Here is an 18,844-nt window from a genome sequence, read left to right on the forward strand (position 1 = left end):
CCAACCAGCCTCGTTCAGAGCGTCTGGAGCTTGCCCAGATTCTTGGCGACCAGATAGTAGAAGGTCACACGCGACCTGCTGCGATCATCCGCCATCGCTTTGGCCGTCGCGGCAATAGCGGCATCTGCATCTGACCCGCCGACGCCGAGTTTCTTCTCGCACCATTTTTCCCTGACGCGCTCCAGTTCCTTTGGATCCGAGGCCGAAACGAGGGCGGAATCCTTATTGCGAAGGGCGATACCGAGATGGCGCACGATCTTGTTGACAACTGCTTCGTCGGCGCTGCTGTCATACTTCTGCACGTCCGCAAGATAATCAGTCATGAAGCCTCCACTTTGCACTTGCTCTCAAAAGCTGCCGCCCTTCTCGCGAACCGCGTGCAGCAGGCGGAGTTTTTCACGCCGCTCGTGTAAGTCAAGCATTTCGTGCGGAGTTGGCGAGACCGACATAAATCCGTCATTTCCCTCGAGAAGCCCTTTTCTTGGGCGTCGGAAAGACCTATATGACGAGTGCCGTCTTCGGGCGGCTATGGCAATAAACGGGCGATGCAATAAACCCATTGGACCCGGGGGCGGTACCCGGCGCCTCCACCAAAAACCGGCCTGTGCAGACCGGCTTTTGATGGGGGCGAAATAGGATCGACAAGGGCGTAAAGATCGACTTTTTGCTCGGCATTGTACCACCGTTATCGGGCTAAACTTATAGTTGCAAACGACAACTATGCTGAAGCACGTCTCGCTGCCTAACGGCGGTGCGACACTTCAAATCAAGTCCTTCCGGGTAGCACCGTAAGGCGGGGTCCGAAGGCACCTGGCAACAGAAGCCTTCACCTTCTCCCCCGTCGTGAAATGGTCTATAGATGCCTCAATAATTGACTCGTCATAAACAGACGGGCAATGAAGGAGCAGGCCACGGCGCCGACATAGTCAAGGCGCAGGTTTGGCCGTAGCACCTTGAATCGCTGCATGATTTCCTGAATGGAGTTCCGGTCGTAGGAATCATGCATCAAGTGACTTGAAGAGAACGGGGACCAAATGGGCCAGGACCATATTCGCTACGACATTCTGGCGCAGGACGCGCTTCGCGGCGTCATTCGCAAGGTGTTGGCCGAAGTTTCCGCCACGGGCCATCTGCCCGGCGATCACCACTTCTTCATTACGTTCCTGACCGGTGCGCCCGGTGTCCGGATCTCGCAACATCTCAAGGCCAAGTATCCGGAACAGATGACGATCGTCGTCCAGCACCAGTTCTGGGATCTGAAGGTTACCGAGACCGGCTTCGAAATCGGCCTTTCGTTCTCGGACACACCGGAAAAGCTTGTGATCCCGTACAATGCGATTCGCGGCTTCTATGATCCCTCGGTCAACTTCGAACTGGAGTTCGACGTGGCGGCCGGCGAGGAGGAAGCAGCCGATTCGGCGGAAATAACCGCTTATCCCCTCGACGAAGCCACCGAAACCGCAACTGACGACAGCACGGAAAAGCCTGACGGCCCGAAGGGCGGCGGCGCTTCCGTCGTCTCGCTCGATTCCTTTCGCAAGAAAAACTGACGACGCCAGGAGGCGCGGACCATGGCCGGCGACGTGATCAATCTGCGTCAGTTCCGCAAACGCCAGGCTCGGACTGAACAGGAAAAGCAGGCCGAGCAGAATCGCGTCACCTTCGGCCGCAGCAAGGCCGAGAAAACCCTGACCAAGGCCTTGAACGAAAAGGCAGCGAAGAAGCTTGATCAGGGCAGGCTCGATCAAGCGGGCGGCGAGACTTCAGTCGACCGGGAGAAGCCGTGACGACCGCCGCCGCAAAAGCGATTCCCACTCAAGGACTTGCGGCAGTTTCCCGAATCAAATTGGCAGCCACTTGAATCCGCTTATGAGTAAGGGGAAGGTCATCAAGCATTCGGCCACGTTGCACGGACACCGCACCAGCTTCACTCTCGAAGAACCCTTCTGGCTGGAATTGAAATCGATCGCCAGGGACCGCGACATGCCGCTCGCGCGGCTCATCGCCGAGATCGACGACGGTCGCGGCCAGGATGGAAATCTGTCGTCGGCCTTACGGGTCTATGTGCTCGCCTGGGTCAAGGCACGCGCCGATGCGAAAGGCGGGGCATAGCTCTCTGCAGGCCGTTGGATCGTCGGCGACTTCTGCATGTTTCCTTTAATCGTATCCGATTAAAGGACAAAAACATGCAGCAGATCAAAGTGCTACAGCGACCTTTGCGCGTCTGATAAGACGCGCGGCGCTGTAGAGAGGGCGGCATATCCCTTCTCCCCGCCTGCGGCTACGGCATGCACATATCTCTTGTTGTCCCGCCCTTCGCGGACTTACTCCGGAGTGGCGGCATCTGTATCCAGCAGTGGCGAGGCTTGCGGATGGGTCCTTGGGATCAAACCCGTATGCGCTAACATTGGCATTAGCGGTCACCCGCCCCTCATCCGCCTGCCGGCACCTTCTCCCCGCAGGCGGGGAGAAGGGACAAGCGGCGCCGACTGAACCCCGCATTCACCGCCCGCCCGAGGGAGCGAGCGGGCGCGGCATATCCCTTCTCCCCGCCTGCGGGGAGAAGGTGGCGGCAGCCGGTTGAGGGGCAACCCCGACCGAGCGCGGTTGAGCCGGTTGGGTTCCCGAGGGATCCCTTTCATGAGCAGTATCCGCCGCACCGGCGCGCAAGAGATATGTGCATGCCGTAGCCGCCTGCGGGGAGAAGGTCGCGGCAGCGGGATGAGGGGCGGGTGCCGCACACTGCTCTGCTACTGCACAGTAATGTCGGGAAGCATATCGAAATTCAGGCCATGACCTGCCGGCGGGCCCGCATTCTGCCCCTGTCGGGTGCCGCCATCCTCCGGCGGAGTGACGGGCGCCTGCTGGCGACCGATGCTGCGCGGCGGCAGCTGCCGCATTCTCAGCCGCTCCTCCTCCTCCGCGCGGCGTTCGGCGGCGGCTCGTGCTTCCGCCTCCGCCCGCATCCGCGCCGCTTCCGCCGCCGCTGCCTGACGGCGGCGCTCTTCGGCGATCGTCCGCAATCGCTGCTGCTCACGCTCCGCCGCGCGCGCCCGATAAAGCGAGACCTCGCGGCGCAAACGTTGCTTTTCGAGCACATTCGCCTGTAGTGTCTCGACACGCCTGCGCTCACGCTCGAAGGCTCTGAGCGACAGGAAGTTCGAAAGCTCCGTGACGTCGACCGTCACACCGGGCGATGCAAGCAGCCCGGCATAGCCGAATCGGACGCGCGGCTCTGCTCCCGCAAGCGCCTCCTCGCCGGGACGGAAGGCCAGATCGATCAACCCGTTCATTCGCCCTGCCGGCAAGTCGAAAGCGGCCTCCCCGCTGAAAGCGGCGTTGCCATCGCCCGCGGTGACGTTCTGCGCCCTGACGGTTCCGCCTGCTATGCCGAAGGGCACCTTCACAGCGCCGACGACCGACTGGCCGGTGAAGAGCAGGTTCTCTGCAGCCTTGCGGATCGCATCGGGCGAGATATCAGTCTTCATGGCGTCCGCCGCCGCCATCAGTTGCGGCAGCGCCGCCGTATTGATGCCGTTGAGGGTAAGCCCGTTGAAGCTCGCCGTTCCCGATCCGCTGAGCGAATGCACCATTGCCTGCGGCGTTGCGCCCGCAGCCTCCATCGCCACCGCAAGATCGAAGCGGCCGGTCGCCACCGGGCCAGTCGCCCGCACCCAACCCGTTTCGGCAATGTCGGCACCCGTGAGATCGAACTTCGAGCGCAGGTAGCCGGAGCCATTGGCATTGCCGAATTGCAGCCGCCCCGCGAGCTTGCCCCCCAGCCAGTCTCCCGTCGCGTCGCTGAGTGCGAGTTCATCGCCCTTCCATTGCAGCTTCCCGGCAAAACCGGTCACCGGGCCGTAGACGCCTGGCCAGAACCGCTTCGCGCTTACGTTGAGCGCCACATCGAGTCCGGTCCATGCCGGTTTTACGACCGGTGCCAGCGCCAGTCCCCCGGTGCTTGTGTCGTGAAGCTGCCCCAGAATGCCTTCGCCGAGCCAGGCGAGATCGAGGGCGTCGATCGCAAGCTCCCCTTCGGCCTTGCCGGGGACCTTGCGGTCGATCGAAAGCGCGCCGGCGAAGCCATTCTGGTCGGCTTTGCCCTCTATTGCGGTGATCGAGATTTTTTCGGGGTCGGTTGCAAACTCAGCCGAGGCCGTCACCGGCAAACCGCTGCCCATTTGGGGCAGCCCGATGCCCTGCAACAGCAGATAGGGCTCCAGGTCCTCGGATTTCAGCGTGAGCTTCCCCTGCCCTTCGAGATAGTGCGCGCGCGCAAGATCGAAGACACCGTTCGCCGCAAGCGACGTCCGCTCGGTGGTGAAGGTCAGCGAGCCATTGGCCTTCGAGCCGTCCGTGCTCTGCAGCTTTATGGCAAGAATACCGTTTGCGTCCGCTTCGAAGGGCAGCGGGTCCAATCCGGCCTGCCCCAGGAGAACGGATGTCTGCGGATTCTCGAGCGTCGCCTCCAGCAGCATGCCCTGGCCGGCGAGCGCCTGGGCGAGATCGGGCGCCTGATAGCTGGCGGCTATCTTGCCTCCGTTGGCGGTCCCGATCACGCCGAAGGTGAAGGGCGCGTTACCCTCCTTGTTGCCGGCCGTCAGCGTTACATCGAAAGCAGCGTCGGAGTAATAGGGTCCGGCCTCGATCAGCCGTGCGAGCGCCGGATGGGCCGCGCTATGCCGTCCGATCATGTTGAGGAAGGGCGTAAGCTCCTGCGCGGCGAGTTTCATCTTCGCCGACACGACCGGTTTTTCGAGCCCGCCGCTCACGCGGCCGGAGAAGGCAAGCTGTGCGCCGGAAAGAGCGCCGATCGCCACGCGCTCCGCCTGCAGTTGGCCGTTCTTGAAGGTGAGCACCGCCTGGACGTCATGCGCTTCCTCACCGAAAGCGGAGAATGTCTCGGCGGAAAGATCGGCAGCGATGGCGTGCTGCAGCAACGTCCCGGTGGAAGCGTCGCCCGCGACAAGGCCGGCAAGGGCCTGAAGCGCCTCCAGATCTATGCGGTTGCCTTTCAACTGCAGCGACAGCGCGGGCGGCTGCTCGGCGAAGGACTGGCGCTCGATCCTGCCGCGCAACGTGGCCGGACCTGCCGCCACTTCAAGGTTTTCAAACTGCTGCAGAGTGTCGGTCAGATTGACCGTCGCCGAAAACCCGGCCGTTTTCAGCGTGCGTATCGCCGGATCGACCGATCCCGCCAGCCAATTGGCAAATCCCGATGGCTGGTTCGAGGCGATGACGAGGTCCCCGCGAAAGGAGCGCTGCTCCTTGAGGTTCAGCCGGCCCTTGGCTTCCAATTGCGTGCGGCCGGGCAGAAGTGCGACCGCATTGTCGACGATCCAGCCGGCGCCGTCGGGCCGGACGTCAAGGCGGACGTCGCGCACCGTCGTGTCGCCGATCACGATCGCCGGAAGTTTCAGACTGGCCCGTCCCGGCACCTGCGGAATCGGGATATCGGCGGCGATCGCCAGCATTGCGTCGATCCGCTGGCGCAGCGAAATGGCCGGGTCGCGCCCGGTCTTGCCGCTGCTGCCGGAATTGCCGATGCGGCTGACATCGATCTGCTGGCCGTCGGCGATCAGCAGGAATCTCTGGTCCTTGCCGGTGTCGAGCGTTGCCTCGCCGGTGACGATATAGGGATCGTCGGGCGGCCCGATCTCGAAGTGGTATTCCGGTACGCGGATGCTTTCGTTGGTGAGTTGGAACTCGCCGTTGATGCGAAGGGCGCCGTCCGCCTTGACCTCGCTGGCGGGCCGGTTCTCCGTGAGCGTGAAGCGCCCGGCATAAACCGGTCTGAAATCGACGATCTTCAGATCGCCGTCGAGCTCCACGCCGAAGGGCCGTTCGTCCGGCACCAGCCGCGCCCGCAGGCTCAAGGCGCCCGTTTCGTCGACGGTGTTGCTCGACAATGAGAAGCTTCCCGCCTCCCCGTCGAGCGTCGCACGGCCCTCGACCCTCCAAGGTCCGGCGAGCGTGCGGGCCGAGAGGTCGGCGGAGAGGTCACTGACCCGGCGCGTGCGCCCCGTCTGCTCATCCACAAACTCGATCTCGCCGTCGGCGATCTCCACCTTCTCCAGGATGACCGTATGGGCGGGGATCGCGGCGCGCGACCCGCGTGCCCAATCCAGCGTGCCATCGGGCTGGAGCCGGAGCCGCGCCTTCGGCCGGTCGAGCCGCATGTCGAATATCAGCGCCTCGCCGCTCAGGAAGGGAGCAAGCTCCGCGCTCATCGAAAACTGCGCGACCTGAATCAGCGGTGCGCCGCCGTCGCTCGCTCCGACGCGGACGTCGTTGAGCGTGACCGTAGGAAAGGGAATGAGACGCGCATCGACGCTGCCGTGGACCACCACGGGCTTGCCCATGATGCGGCTTGCCTCCCGCTCGAAATCGTTACGAAAGCTGGTCCAGTCGATAAACAGGGGTGCGATCAGCGCGGCAAAGAGCGCGACAACCAACAGTCCTCCGAGGGTAACCAGAATTCGCGCCAGCACCGTGTCACATTCCCGTCAGTTCGTTCGCCCCCTGCATTGCGGCTTTGAGCCGGTTTTGCAAGTCTCAGGCAAAGATCTTGCCCGGATTGAAGATGTTGTCGGGATCGAGAGAGCGTTTGATCTGCCGCATCAGATCCAGCGCATCACCGAGTTCGGCCGCAAGAAACGGCATCTTGCCCTGCCCGATCCCATGTTCGCCCGTACAGGTGCCGTCCACGGACAGCGCCCGCGCATTCAGCCGCTCGACGAAAGCCTCCGCCTGCGCCACATCAGCCGCATCCTTGTCGTCGAAGAGCAACCCCACATGAAAATTTCCATCGCCGGCGTGCCCGACGATCGGCGCGACCAAGCCATGCGCAGCAATGTCTTCATGCGTCGCCGCGACGCAGTCGGCAAGGCGCGAGATCGGCACGCAGACGTCGGTGGAGAGAATGGCGCGCCCGGGCATGAGGCTCTTCTGCGCCCAGTAGGCGTTGTGCCGTGCCTTCCAGAGCCGTGCCCGCTCTTCCGGATTGGTCGTCCAGATGAAACCCGTAGAACCGAATTCCGACGCTATTTCGGCGAATTGGCGGGACTGCAGCTCGACGCTCTCCCCGTTGCCGTGGAATTCGACGAAAAGGGTGGGCGTTTCCTGGTAGGTCAGGCCCGAATAGGCATTGCACGCCTTCATCTGCAACGCGTCCAGGAGTTCTATGCGCGCCACCGGGATGCCGGACTGGATCGTCAGGATCACGGCATTGCAGGCGTCGGCAATCGTCGGAAACGGGCAGACGCCGCCGGAGATCACCTCCGGTATGCCCTGCAGGCGCAGCGTGATCGAGGTGACGATGCCGAGGGTGCCTTCCGCGCCGACGAAGAGGCGCGTCAGGTCGTAGCCGGCCGACGACTTGCGCGCCCGATGGGCCGTCCTGATTTCGCGCCCGCCTGCGACGACGGCCGTGACGGCGAGCACGTTTTCCTTCATCGTGCCGTAGCGCACCGCATTGGTGCCCGATGCACGTGTCGACGCCATGCCGCCGATCGAGGCGTTCGCGCCCGGATCGATCGGGAAGAAGAGACCGGTGTCGCGCAGGTAGCTGTTGAGTTCCTCCCGCGTCACGCCCGGCTCCACCGTGCAGTCCAGGTCTTCGGCGTTGACCGCGAGCACGCGGTTCATCCGCATCATGTCGACGGAGATGCCGCCATGGGGCGCGTTGACGTGACCTTCGAGCGAGGAGCCCGTTCCGAAGGGGATGAGCGGCACGCGGTGTTCACATGCGATCTCCACGATCTCGCGCACCTCGGCGGCACTTTCGGGGAAAACCACGGCATCGGGGAGCTGCGCGGGAATGTAGGTCGTCGTGTTGGCGTGCTGGGCCCGGATCGCTTCACCGGTCTGGAATCGATCGCCGAAGCGTGTGGCGAGGTATGTTTTGGCCGCCGCGATACCGTTCTCGTTTCTCGCCCCTGCCCGGATTGCGTTCAACGCCACGAAAATTCTCCTTCTCATCTCCCGATGCGCCTTCGCGGCACCCGGAAGAGCGCTCTTTCGTCTTGAGCGCCCGCATAATCTATCCCTAATCCGCACTCGAATTAAGGGCACCGGTCCGGCGCGACAAGGAAAATACGCGAGAGCTCACTCTCCCGCCTCCGCTTTCGCAAATCCGTCTCGGGCGCTTTGGACGGCTTCGAAGATCGATCCGGACGCGTCCCAGCCAGCCGGCCGGCCGGAAGCGCTTACATTTCAACGGGCTACTGTGCAAATCGGAATCACTTTGTCCAGAAGTTCACCGGTTTGGAGTGCCCTCGCGTCAAAAAATTACCGCCGGTGATACCGGCTTGTCACAAGTCCGGCCAACTGCACCGGCGCCGCAGCGAATGCGTCTTTTGTTTGCAGGCCTATAGGGTATTATGTCCGGAAAGGGAGAACGTCGCATGTTCGGGCTGCTTGCTTTGATCACCGCGTCGATTTTCTTCGGCGCCGCCATTTACATCAATGTGGCTGAACAGCCTGCCAGGCTTGCCCTGGACGGAGGCGCAGCGCTCCGGGAATGGGTGCCCGCCTATCGGCGCGGCTTCGAGATGCAGGCTCCTCTCGCGATCGTTTCCTGCCTTCTCGGCGCTGTGGCATGGTGGCAGTCGGGCGATGCGCTCTGGGGCTTGGGAGCGGCCGTCATCATACTCAACTGGCCCTATACGCTGTTCGTCATCATGCCCGTCAATCAGCGCCTGGAGACGACCCGTCCGGATCAGGCGAATGCGGAGACCCGCGAACTCATCGAGCGCTGGGGCAAGCTCCATGCCGGCCGCAGCGCCCTCGGTGCGCTCGCCACCGTCATCTATCTCGCTGCCGCAGCAGGCGGCTTCTGACGATCTCGCGGCGATCGCACCGCGCCACCTGCCGCTGCGCGCCAGATCTCGCCCATCTCAGATCTTGAGCACCTCGGCCGCGTTCATCTCCTCCTGCAGCTTCCGCTCCTCGTCGGCATGCGGCTTGGTAAAGCGGGCAATGACCAGATAGGCGACCGGCGTCAGGTAGAGCGTCACGACCACCGCCAGGCCCAACCCGCCGACGAGGACCCAGCCGAGCGCGATGCGCGCTTCGGCGCCGGCACCGCTTGCCAGCACCAGCGGTACCGCGCCCACGACGGTCGCGATCATCGTCATCATCACCGGTCTAAGACGGATATTGGCGGCATTCTCGATGGCACTGCGGACGTCCTGCCCCCGGTCGCGGAGCTGGTTGGCGAACTCTACGATCAGGATGCCGTTCTTGGCCATGATGCCGACAAGCATGACGAGCCCGATCTGACTGTAGATGTTCAGCGTGTTGCCGGTCACGATCATTGCGAAGACGGCGCAGGCGAGACCGAGCGGCACGGTCGACATGATGATGAGGCCGCTCACGAAGCTTTCGAATTGCGCCGCAAGCACCAGGAAGATGATGACGAGCGCGAAGCCGAAGGTAACGAACAGGCCGTTGGCGTTCTCGTCCAGTGTCGCGGCCTCGGCAAGCGGCATGACCCGCGATCCCGGCGGCAGAAGGGGTTCGGCCATCTCTTCGACCATCGACAGCGCCTCGCCGAGTGCGAGATCGGATTTCAGCCCCGCCGAGAGCGAAACGGCGCGCAGTTGCGATTCGCGGGAAAGCTGCGGCGCCACTGCCTTCTCCTCGACCGTTGCGATCGACGACATCGGCACGATGCGGCCGTCGCCGGCCTTGACGAAGATGTTCTGCAGGTCCGTCGGGTCGTTGAGCGGCTCGGTGGAAGAGAGCAGCTTGACCGGATAGGCTTCTCCTTCCACGAAGATGTCGACGACGCTGCTGCCGTCGAGCATCGCCTGCAGCGCCCAGGAGAGGCCACCTATGTCCACGCCGAGGTCGGAGGCGCGCTCGCGGTCGATCGTCACCGACAATTGCGCCTGATTGGCCTCGTAGTTGAGCCTCACATTCTCGAAACGGCCGGTATCCTCCATTGCCCTGACGAGCTTCGCCGCCGCGTCGCCCAGCTTCGTGTAATCGTTGCCGACAAGCGCGACCTGAAGGCCGCTGCCGGCACCCCGGATACCGAGGCTGTTCGCCTGGATGGTGAAGGCGCGAACCGACGGGATCTTCGAGGTCGCCCTGTTGATGTCGGCGACGATCTGGCCCTGCGTACGCTCGCGCTCTTCCCACGGGGCAAGCGTCAGGACCATGAAGCCGCTATTGGCCGAGCCGCCCTGGCCGGAAATCGAGAACACATTGCTGATCTCGCCGGATTTGAGCAGCGGCTGCAGGCCCTCTTCGATGCGGCGTAGCTGTGCCTGCGTGTATTCCAGCGAGACGCCCTGCGGCGCGTTGATCCGCAGCATGACCTGCGAACGGTCCTCGTTCGGCGTCAGCTCCGACTTGAGCGTCAGGAAGCCCAGAGCGCCGGCGGCGGTAAAGAAAGCGGCCACCGCGAAGACGATGAGCGGCGCATTGAGGCAGGCGCGAAGCGTCACGCGGTAGAAGGCGGAAGCGCGCCGTCCGAAGCGCTGCATCACCCCGTCATGCTCATGCGGCTCTTTCGTCAGCATGCGCGAGGCGAGCATCGGACAGAGCGTCAGCGAGACGAAGGACGACAGGAGGATCGAGAAGGCGAGCACGAAGCCGAATTCACGGAAGAGGCCCCCGGTCTGCCCCGGCAGGAAGGAGAGAGGAACGAACACGGCCGCCAGCGTGGCCGTGGTTGCGAGCACGGCGAAGAAGACCTCGAGCGTACCGTGCACGGCGGCGGCGCGCGGACCGAGGCCCTCCGCCCGGCGCCGCACGATATTTTCGAGCACCACGATCGCGTCATCGACGACGAGCCCGGTCGCAAGCACGATCGCCAGAAGCGTCAGGATGTTGATCGAGAAGCCCGCAAGATAGATCGCGGCCACCGTTCCGATCAGCGCGATCGGCATGGTGATGGTCGGGATGAGCGTCGCGCGCCAGTCGAGCAGGAACAGGTAGATGACGAGGGTGACGATGAAAACGGCGACGAAGAGTGCGATCTCCACCTCGTGGATGGCGCCGTTGATGAACACCGCGTCGTCGCTGGTGATCTTGAGCTCGGTTCCCGTCGGGAGGATATCCGAGGAGATCGCGTCCACAACGCTGCGCACGCCTTCGGAAATATCGACCGTGTTCGACTGGGCCTGACGGATGATGCCGAGGCCGATACCCTCGCGGCCGTTGGAGCGCAGCGCCGAGGTGCCCGTATCCGGGCCGAGGGTCACGGTCGCCACGTCGCGAAGCCGGACATTGTTGCCGAGCATGAGGTTTTCGAATTGCTCGGGCGTCTTAAGATCGGCCGTCGCCCGAACGGAAATGTCCTGACTTGCGCTCGTCAGCGAGCCTGCAGGCACATCGTAGGAGGCGTCGGAAAGCGCCTCGCGAAGATTGGCCACGGTGACGCCGCGTCCGGCGAGCTTCGCCTGGTTGAGGTCGATACGGAAAATCTTCTCCTGGTCGCCGTAGACGGTGACGTCGGCAACGCCTTCGACCGCCGCCAGCCGGTCGCTGATCTCGTTCTCGACGAGCAGCGTCATGTCGTCCATGCTCATCGTGTCGGAGGTCAATGCCAGGCGCATGATCGGCTGGCTGTCGGAATCCGCCTTCACGATGCGCGGCTCGTCGGCATCATCAGGCAATTGGCCGGTGATCCGGCCGAGCGCATCGCGAACGTCGTTGGCTGCCTGGCCGATATCGGTCGTGTCGGAGAATTCGAGCGTGACCCGGCTGCGCCCGAACGAAGAGGACGACGAAATGCCCTTGATGCCCTGCACGCGCGAGACGGCACCTTCGATGACCGAGGTCACTTCACGGTCGATCGTCTCCGGCGAGGCGCCGTCGAACTCGGTCGTGACCGAAACCACCGGCTGGTCGACCTGCGGCAGTTCGCGGATCTCGACGCCATTCCAGGCGGCAAGACCAGCCACGACGATCAATGTGTTGACGACCAGGGCGAAGATCGGCCGGCGGATGAAAAGCGCGGTGAAACCCGTCTTTCCGCCCTGCCCTCCACCCGGTTGATGGCCTCCCATACCGATATTCATTGAGCGTCTCCCGCGACCTTCTGCTCGGCCTCGGCCGCAGGCTCGCCGGCGATGCGCACCACGCCGCCGTCGCGAAGCCGCTGCACGCCCTCGGTCACGACGCGGTCGCCCTCGGCGAGTTCCGCATCGACAAGCACCTTGTCGGGATTGCGCTGGATGATCTTGATCGGCACGCGCTCGCTTTTGTCGCCTTTGACCCGCCAGATAAAGGAGCCTTCGGAGCTCCACTGGATGGCCAGCGGGTCGACGGTGGGATATCGGTCGCCGTCGAATGCCACGGTGACGGAGAAGGACATGCCGGCGCGCAGCATGTCATCCGGATTCTCGAGTCGCGCCCGGACCCGGAGCGTCCGGCTCTCCGGGTCGAGGCGGTTGTCTATCGCGTGAACGACGCCCTGAAGCGCGCGTCCCGGCTGTGCGATCGCGCTCGCGGTCACCGGCTGATCGACGGAGATCTTGCCGGCGAAGCGCTCGGGCACCCAGAAATCGACAAGGATCTGCGACCGGTCGTCCACGACGGCAATCGGCGTCGAGGTCGTGACGTAATCTCCTATATTGACGGTGATGATCCCGACCACCCCCTTGGAGGGCGCCACGATATCGCGACGCTTCAGGTCGAGCTCGGCCGTTTTCAGCGCCAGTTCGGCCGCCTGCAGCGCGATTTCGGAGTCACGCACCTCGACGACGGTCACTGCGCGCGCGGTGCTGAGATTGCGGTAGCGCTCGACCTTCTCCCGGGCACTGTCGCGCGTCAGCCGCGCCTGCTCGGCAGCGATCATCTGGTCGTCGCTGTCGAGGCGCGCGATGACCTGGCCTTCCGTGATCCTGTCGCCCGACTTCACCAGTATTTCGGTGAGATTTCCCGTTGCGGTCGGCGTCACGGTAACCGAGCGGATCGCTTCGCCGTTGCCGATCGCGTTCAGCCTGTCGTTGACGACGGCGCGCTCGGCCGGCTTGACGACGACCAGGGGTGCTTCCGCGAAGCCGCTTCGTCGACCCTGCCCGCGCTCGCTATCGCCCGAACCGCCCCTTGCCCCTTCGCCGCCCTGCGGTCCCGACAAGGCATCGATCAACGGTTGCGAAACCCCGATCGCGGCCAAGGTCTCACCCGCTCCGGGCGCAAGACGCACCCACGCGGCGCCCCCGACGGCGAGGACGACGACGCTGATCGCGAGCTGATTCCAAAAGCGCATTCATGTCTCCAAAAGAAAAGCTCTCCAAAAGAAAAGCGCGCTCCAACGAGGCGCGCACCCGATGGAACGTTCCGATTTGCGCTGATTATCGTTGTTTGCAGACGTCCGGGCAATCTCGGAATGGCATCATTACGCAATTGTAACAAAAGCGATTTTGGTGGCGGCATGATGGCGCTTGCGCCGTCCTGAAACGCACACGCCGGCGGTGAGGCGGCGGCATGTTTACAGCTTGCGTGGCTCGGTTATTCTGTTCGTCGCCGGCGGCTGTTTCGGGCCGGCTCTCGACACGAAGGGAGACGGCAATGTGCGATGCATGCGTCATCGAATCGGTCAAGCAGCGGATGGTGTCGCGGCGCGGTTTGCTCCGTGCGGCCGCGGTCGGTACGGCAGGCATTGCCGCCGCCGGCATGGGAATCGTACCTCCGGCGCTTGCCGCCGGCCACGGCAGCGTCACCGATCTCACCCATGAACTTCATGAGGAGTTTCCGACCTTCTTCGGCCAGCAGCAATTCTTCCGGGAGCAGAAGTTCAAATATGCCGAACACAAGTTCAACCTGTTCGAACTTCGGGTGAACGAGCACACCGGTACGCATGTCGACGCGCCGCTGCACTTCTCCGCCGACGGCCTTTCGGTGGCGGAGCTGCCCCTCGACAAGCTGATCGTGCCGCTCTGCGTCGTCGACATCCGCGAGAAGGCGGCCGCCGATCCGGATGCGCAGCTGACGCCGGACGACATCAAAGCGTGGATCGCCGCCAACGGGGACATTCCCGAGAACGCCTGCGTCGCCATGCTGTCGGGCTGGTCGGATCATCTCGGCAGCGACAAGTTCCGCAATGCCGACACGGCTGGAAAGATGCATTTCCCCGGCTTTCACGTCGAAGCAGCCAAGTTCCTGATCGAGGACACGAGGGCAGCCGGCATTGCCGTCGATACGCTCTCGCTCGACCACGGCATCTCACCCGATTTCGCCGCCCACTACGCCTGGCTGCCGGAAGGCCGCTGGGGGCTCGAGGCGGCCGCCAATCTCGACAAGCTGCCGGCGAAGGGCGCGACGCTGGTCCTCGGCGCGCCCAAGCACCGCGGCGGCACCGGCGGCCCGGCCCGCGTCTTCGCTCTCGTTTGAAACGCATGGAGCAAGCATGAGCACTGTTGCGCCGCCATCCGGTCCCGAATCCGACCCACGCGTCAAGGCCGTCTTCGACGACATCCGCGCGACCCGGAAATCGGACTTCATCAACAATATGTGGCTCTGGCTCGCCTTCGACCCCGATCTGCTGGAGCGGACCTGGGCGGAGGTCAAGGCGGTGATGGCGACGCCTTCGCCGCTCGATCCACTGGTGAAGGAGATGCTCTATATCGCCGTTTCCGTGACCAATGGCTGCGGCTACTGCATTCATTCCCATACCGCCGCCGCCAGGGCCAAGGGAATGACGGACGCCGAGCACGCGGATCTCCTGCGCGTCATTTCGCTTGCCGCCAAGACCAACCAGCTCGCGACGGCCCTGCAGGTGCCGGTCGATCCGGTGTTCGACGCGTCCGGCAGAACATAAAAACTCGGCATGCCGGCCTGAAAACACCAGTCTTTCCACAGGCATGCCCGGGTGGGCGAAGGTTCCGGAATAAAAGAAGAACATCCTTTCTGGCCTTTCGGTCCCGAATCACTACATTGGGCCGCATGACCAAAGGTTTTGACGATATTCCCTTTTTCGACGAGGAGCCCGCGCCGCGGAAACCCGCGGCCGCCGGCGGCGGCATCGCCGCGCGCGCCATGGCCGCCCGCGACAAGGCCCAGCGACCGGACTATGTCTCCGGGCTCAATCCGGAGCAACGGGAGGCAGTCGAGGCGCTGGAAGGTCCGGTACTCGTGCTCGCCGGCGCCGGCACCGGCAAGACGCGCGTTCTGACGACGCGGATCGCCCATATCCTTTCGACCGGCCGCGCCTATCCCTCGCAGATCCTCGCCGTCACCTTCACCAACAAGGCGGCGCGGGAGATGAAGGAGCGCATCGGCGTGCTCGTCGGCCACGCCGTCGAAGGCATGCCCTGGCTCGGCACCTTCCACTCGATCGGGGTCAAGCTCCTCCGCCGCCATGCCGAGCTGGTGGGCCTGCGGTCCGACTTCACCATCCTCGACACCGACGACGTCGTTCGCCTCATCAAGCAGCTCATCCAGGCGGAGGGCCTCGACGACAAGCGCTGGCCGGCCAAGCAGTTCGCCGGCATGATCGACACCTGGAAGAACAAGGGCCTGGACCCGTCGCAAATCCCGGAAGGCGATGCCCGCGCCTTTGCCAACGGCAAGGGCCGCGAGCTCTATGCCGCCTACCAGAACCGGCTGCTGACCCTGAATGCCTGCGATTTCGGCGACCTGCTGCTGCATCCGATCCGCATGTTCCGCGCCAATCCGGACGTGCTGAAGGAGTATCACGCCAAGTTCCGTTACATCCTCGTCGACGAGTACCAGGACACCAACACGGCGCAATATATGTGGCTGAGGCTGCTGGCCCAGCAGACGCAAGCGTCGCGAAATCGCCCCTCATCCGGCCTGCCGGCCACCTTCTCCCCGTCCGACGGGGAGAAGGGACAAGCGGCGCGTTCGCAATCCCCCCTCTCCCCGTCAGAACGGGGAGAGGGCCGGGGTGAGGGGCAACCCACCGTCAACATCTGCTGCGTCGGCGACGACGACCAGTCGATCTACGGCTGGCGCGGCGCCGAGGTGGACAACATTCTCCGCTTCGAGAAGGATTTCCCCGGCGCCAAGGTCATCAAGCTGGAGCGCAACTACCGCTCGACCGAGCATATCCTCGGCGCGGCGGCGCATCTGATTGCCCATAACGAGGGCCGGCTCGGCAAGACGCTCTTTACCGAGCGCACGAATCCCGACGACGAGAAGGTGCATGTTCATGCCGCCTGGGACTCCGAGGAGGAGGCTCGCGCGATCGGCGAAGAGATCGAGCAGCTCCAGCGCAAGAAGCACAATCTGAACGACATATCGATCCTCGTGCGCGCTTCTTTCCAGATGCGCGAATTCGAAGACCGCTTCGTCACGCTCGGCCTCAACTATCGCGTCATCGGCGGCCCTCGCTTCTATGAGCGGCTCGAAATCCGCGATGCCATGGCCTATTTCCGCCTCGTCTGCCAGCCCGCCGACGACCTCGCCTTCGAGCGGATCGTCAACACGCCGAAGCGCGGCCTCGGCGAGACGACCGTCCGCACCCTGCACGACTATGCCCGGGCCCGCGACATCCCGATGCTGGCCGCGGCAAGCGACATCGTCGAGACGGACGAATTGAAGCCGAAGGCTCGCAAGGGCCTCTTCGACGTCGTCGCCGATTTCCGCCGCTGGCAGACATTGCTCGAAACGACGCCGCACACCGAACTTGCAGAGCAGATCCTCGACGAGAGCGGCTATACCGCCATGTGGCAGGCCGACAAATCGGCGGAAGCGCCCGGGCGCCTCGAAAACCTGAAGGAGCTCATTCGTTCGATGGAAGCCTTCGAGTCCATGCGCGGCTTTCTCGAGCACGTCGCGCTGGTGATGGACGCCGAGCAGAACGAGAATATGGACGCCGTCTCCATCATGACGCTGCATTCGGCCAAGGGGCTGGAATTCGACACCGTCTTCCTGCCGGGGTGGGAGGAAGGGCTCTTTCCGCATCAGCGCGCCCTGGATGAAGGCGGCCGCGCAGGTCTGGAGGAGGAGCGCCGCCTCGCCTATGTCGGCATCACCCGGGCCAAGCGCCGCTGTCATATCTGGTTCGTTTCGAACCGCCGCATCCACGGCCTCTGGCAATCGACGCTTCCCTCGCGCTTCCTCGACGAGTTGCCGATCGCTCATGTGGAAGTGGCCGAACAGGAGGTCTCCTATGGCGGTTACGGTCGCGGCGGTTACGGCCAGTCGCGCTTCGACAAGGCCGATCCCTTCGAGAACAATTACCAGACGCCCGGCTGGAAACGCGCCCAGCAGCACCGGTCGGAGGCCACCCGAGACAATTGGGGCACCCGCTCCGGCCACGCCATCGAACGCATCGGTTACGGCGAATCGGGCCCCCGCACCCGCACCATCGAAGGCGAGCTCGTCGCCAAGTCGACGAGCGCCGAGCCCTCCCGCTTCAATGTCGGCGACCGGGTCTTCCACATCAAGTTCGGCAACGGCAACATCGCGGCGATCGAGGGCAACAAGCTGACGATCGATTTCGACCGCGCCGGGCAGAAGCGCGTGCTGGATGGGTTCGTAGAACGGGTGTGAGCACTTCCGGGAAAACCGTGCAGCGGTTTTCCGCTCTACCTTATCGGCCTCAAAACATCTTTCGATACATAACGAAGCCCGGCTTCTCGGCCACCTTGTCGTAGAGCTGCATCGCCGTGTCGTTGGTCTCGTGGGTCAGCCAATAGACACGCGGCGACCCCACGCGTTTCGCCGCTTCGTAGACTCCGTTGATGAGCGCCCGGCCGGCTCCCTTGCCGCGGGCGGCCTCATCGGTGAAAAGGTCCTGCAGATAGCAATTCGGCTGGATCGACGTCGTGCTGCGGTGAAAAATGTAGTGCGTCAGTCCGATGAGCCGCCCCTCGCTTTCGGCGACCAGCGCATGCATCGGCTCATAGGCATCGAAGAAGCGGGACCAGGTCATCCGGGTGATGTCGGGATGGAGCGCGGTTTCGCCGGCTCGGCCGTAAAAGGCGTTGTAGCCGTCCCAAAGCGGCAGCCACTGCTCATAGTCGAGGCGCGTTACCGGGCGTATGGCAAGATAGTCGGACATTCTCAATCCTCGTTCGCAAGTTCAGGCGCATTACAACTATCTTTGCCCGAAGCCTGTGTCACCGCCCCTCGCCTGCCTCAACAGCGCGATCACCTCGGCATCCGTGGTCTGCTCGAAATCGTCGTAATAGATGCTGACGGCATGGAAAGGGGTGGGGCTGGCGAGACAGACGAGCCGGTCCACGTCGTCCCCCAGGCTTGCGATCGCGCTCTTCGGGGCGACCGGCACGGCGAGCATTAGTGCCGCGGCACCTGCCTGCCGCAGGGCTTTCGCCGCAGCTTTGGCCGTTCCGCCCGTGGCAATGCCGTCGTCGACAATGATGACATTGCGACCGCTTGGAGAAATTCGCGTCTGGTCGCCCAGATAGAGGACGCGGCGTCGCGCGAGTTCGAGCCTTTGCCGCTCGGTCTCCGCCTGAACGTACTTCTCGGAAGGATTCACGATACGCATTGCCTCGGCATTGAGCACGACTTGCGGTTCGTCGCTGTCGACCAGCGCTCCGAGACCGAATTCGGGATGACCCGGTGCGCCGATCTTGCGAACGATGAGGAGCTCGAGGGACGCGCCGAGAGTTCTTGCCACCTCGAAGGCGACCGGTACGCCGCCGCGCGGCAAGGCCATCACGAGCGGGTCGGCGAAGTCCGCTTTCTCGGTGAGATGCGCTTCGATGACGCGAGCAAGCCTTCGACCCGCATCGGCCCTGTCTGCAAAGGGTATGTCTGCAAAGGATATGCCTTCCTGGGCCATGACACCGCTCCCTGAAAAGCTCTGCGACCGATCGCCACAACTATGGAGAGAGTGATCGCTCAAATTGCAGCGAATTTCGCCAGCTTTCGTTAATGCGCCATCGTTACCAAT

14 protein-coding genes and 1 other RNA gene are annotated in these 18,844 nt (G+C 63.6%); 8 read left to right on the forward strand and 7 right to left on the reverse strand.

Annotated features, from left to right (window positions below; translation table 11 throughout):
* Positions 1-14 precede the first annotated feature (14 nt).
* Positions 15-323: a DUF2853 family protein gene (locus PZL22_RS12310; protein ID WP_284718680.1), complete on the reverse strand. Its 309-nt coding sequence runs from the start codon at positions 321-323 to the stop codon at positions 15-17.
* Positions 324-472: 149 nt separating this feature from the next.
* Here PZL22_RS12310 and ssrA point away from each other — a divergent pair.
* The 4 genes from ssrA (at position 473) to PZL22_RS12330 (ending at position 2,112) form a co-directional block, all read left to right on the forward strand.
* Positions 473-831, forward strand: a transfer-messenger RNA (tmRNA) gene (gene ssrA / locus PZL22_RS12315).
* A 203-nt stretch (positions 832-1,034) separates the two neighbouring features.
* A complete protein-coding gene (locus PZL22_RS12320) occupies positions 1,035-1,550 on the forward strand; it encodes an SspB family protein (RefSeq protein ID WP_003534941.1) in 516 nt (171 codons plus the stop codon).
* Between the two features lie 21 nt (positions 1,551-1,571).
* Positions 1,572-1,787 (forward strand): DUF4169 family protein, encoded by a 216-nt coding sequence (locus PZL22_RS12325; protein WP_003534943.1) that lies wholly within the window; start codon positions 1,572-1,574, stop codon positions 1,785-1,787.
* Positions 1,788-1,869: 82 nt separating this feature from the next.
* The gene (locus PZL22_RS12330) at positions 1,870-2,112 is read left to right on the forward strand and encodes a ribbon-helix-helix domain-containing protein (RefSeq protein ID WP_003534945.1); all 243 of its coding nucleotides are present in this window, start codon (positions 1,870-1,872) and stop codon (positions 2,110-2,112) included.
* A gap of 638 nt (positions 2,113-2,750) precedes the next feature.
* Here the strand turns inward: PZL22_RS12330 and PZL22_RS12335 are convergent.
* Both PZL22_RS12335 and PZL22_RS12340 read right to left on the reverse strand, forming a co-directional pair.
* A complete protein-coding gene (locus PZL22_RS12335; protein WP_033049194.1) occupies positions 2,751-6,491 on the reverse strand; it encodes an AsmA family protein in 3,741 nt (1,246 codons plus the stop codon).
* Between the two features lie 64 nt (positions 6,492-6,555).
* Positions 6,556-7,962: an FAD-binding oxidoreductase gene (locus PZL22_RS12340; protein WP_003534949.1), complete on the reverse strand. Its 1,407-nt coding sequence runs from the start codon at positions 7,960-7,962 to the stop codon at positions 6,556-6,558.
* A 443-nt stretch (positions 7,963-8,405) separates the two neighbouring features.
* Between PZL22_RS12340 and PZL22_RS12345 the strand changes: the two genes are divergently transcribed.
* On the forward strand, positions 8,406-8,840 hold the full coding sequence (locus tag PZL22_RS12345; protein ID WP_003534951.1) for an anthrone oxygenase family protein: 435 nt from the start codon (positions 8,406-8,408) through the stop codon (positions 8,838-8,840).
* 57 nt (positions 8,841-8,897) lie between these two features.
* Here PZL22_RS12345 and PZL22_RS12350 read toward each other — a convergent pair whose 3' ends face one another.
* Both PZL22_RS12350 and PZL22_RS12355 read right to left on the reverse strand, forming a co-directional pair.
* Complete coding sequence (locus tag PZL22_RS12350; protein WP_003534953.1) at positions 8,898-12,032, reverse strand: efflux RND transporter permease subunit; 3,135 nt, start codon at positions 12,030-12,032, stop codon at positions 8,898-8,900.
* Positions 12,029-13,225, reverse strand: a complete 1,197-nt coding sequence (locus PZL22_RS12355; protein ID WP_003534955.1) for an efflux RND transporter periplasmic adaptor subunit — start codon at positions 13,223-13,225, stop codon at positions 12,029-12,031. Before PZL22_RS12355 ends, PZL22_RS12350 begins: the two co-directional genes overlap by 4 nt.
* A 302-nt stretch (positions 13,226-13,527) precedes the next feature.
* On the opposite strand from PZL22_RS12355, the gene PZL22_RS12360 reads away from it, so the two are divergent.
* The 3 genes from PZL22_RS12360 (at position 13,528) to PZL22_RS12370 (ending at position 17,475) form a co-directional block, all read left to right on the forward strand.
* Complete coding sequence (locus tag PZL22_RS12360) at positions 13,528-14,349, forward strand: cyclase family protein (protein WP_003534956.1); 822 nt, start codon at positions 13,528-13,530, stop codon at positions 14,347-14,349.
* 16 nt (positions 14,350-14,365) lie between these two features.
* Positions 14,366-14,776 (forward strand): carboxymuconolactone decarboxylase family protein, encoded by a 411-nt coding sequence (locus PZL22_RS12365; RefSeq protein WP_003534958.1) that lies wholly within the window; start codon positions 14,366-14,368, stop codon positions 14,774-14,776.
* A 125-nt stretch (positions 14,777-14,901) separates the two neighbouring features.
* Positions 14,902-17,475, forward strand: coding sequence for an ATP-dependent helicase (locus PZL22_RS12370; RefSeq protein ID WP_027993138.1), 2,574 nt, complete (start codon positions 14,902-14,904; stop codon positions 17,473-17,475).
* A gap of 49 nt (positions 17,476-17,524) precedes the next feature.
* Here PZL22_RS12370 and PZL22_RS12375 read toward each other — a convergent pair whose 3' ends face one another.
* Positions 17,525-17,986: a GNAT family N-acetyltransferase gene (locus PZL22_RS12375; protein ID WP_003536255.1), complete on the reverse strand. Its 462-nt coding sequence runs from the start codon at positions 17,984-17,986 to the stop codon at positions 17,525-17,527.
* 36 nt (positions 17,987-18,022) lie between these two features.
* Positions 18,023-18,733, reverse strand: a complete 711-nt coding sequence (locus tag PZL22_RS12380) for a phosphoribosyltransferase (protein WP_003536254.1) — start codon at positions 18,731-18,733, stop codon at positions 18,023-18,025.
* Between the last annotated feature and the right edge of the window lie 111 nt (positions 18,734-18,844).

The organism is Ensifer meliloti (assembly GCF_030064585.1).
GTDB classification, from domain to species: Bacteria; Pseudomonadota; Alphaproteobacteria; order Rhizobiales; family Rhizobiaceae; genus Sinorhizobium; species Sinorhizobium meliloti.

What these genes read in the sequence shown, in the direction of transcription:
- PZL22_RS12330 (WP_003534945.1), top strand. Translation starts at nt 1,870, where the DNA reads ATGAGTAAGGGGAAGGTCATCAAGCATTCGGCCACGTTGCACGGACAC.
- PZL22_RS12355 (WP_003534955.1), bottom strand. Translation starts at nt 13,225, where the DNA reads ATGCGCTTTTGGAATCAGCTCGCGATCAGCGTCGTCGTCCTCGCCGTC.
- PZL22_RS12345 (WP_003534951.1), top strand. Translation starts at nt 8,406, where the DNA reads ATGTTCGGGCTGCTTGCTTTGATCACCGCGTCGATTTTCTTCGGCGCC.
- PZL22_RS12310 (WP_284718680.1), bottom strand. Translation starts at nt 323, where the DNA reads ATGACTGATTATCTTGCGGACGTGCAGAAGTATGACAGCAGCGCCGAC.
- PZL22_RS12350 (WP_003534953.1), bottom strand. Translation starts at nt 12,032, where the DNA reads ATGAATATCGGTATGGGAGGCCATCAACCGGGTGGAGGGCAGGGCGGA.
- PZL22_RS12380 (WP_003536254.1), bottom strand. Translation starts at nt 18,733, where the DNA reads ATGGCCCAGGAAGGCATATCCTTTGCAGACATACCCTTTGCAGACAGG.
- PZL22_RS12370 (WP_027993138.1), top strand. Translation starts at nt 14,902, where the DNA reads ATGACCAAAGGTTTTGACGATATTCCCTTTTTCGACGAGGAGCCCGCG.
- PZL22_RS12320 (WP_003534941.1), top strand. Translation starts at nt 1,035, where the DNA reads ATGGGCCAGGACCATATTCGCTACGACATTCTGGCGCAGGACGCGCTT.
- PZL22_RS12325 (WP_003534943.1), top strand. Translation starts at nt 1,572, where the DNA reads ATGGCCGGCGACGTGATCAATCTGCGTCAGTTCCGCAAACGCCAGGCT.
- PZL22_RS12365 (WP_003534958.1), top strand. Translation starts at nt 14,366, where the DNA reads ATGAGCACTGTTGCGCCGCCATCCGGTCCCGAATCCGACCCACGCGTC.
- PZL22_RS12375 (WP_003536255.1), bottom strand. Translation starts at nt 17,986, where the DNA reads ATGTCCGACTATCTTGCCATACGCCCGGTAACGCGCCTCGACTATGAG.
- PZL22_RS12360 (WP_003534956.1), top strand. Translation starts at nt 13,528, where the DNA reads ATGTGCGATGCATGCGTCATCGAATCGGTCAAGCAGCGGATGGTGTCG.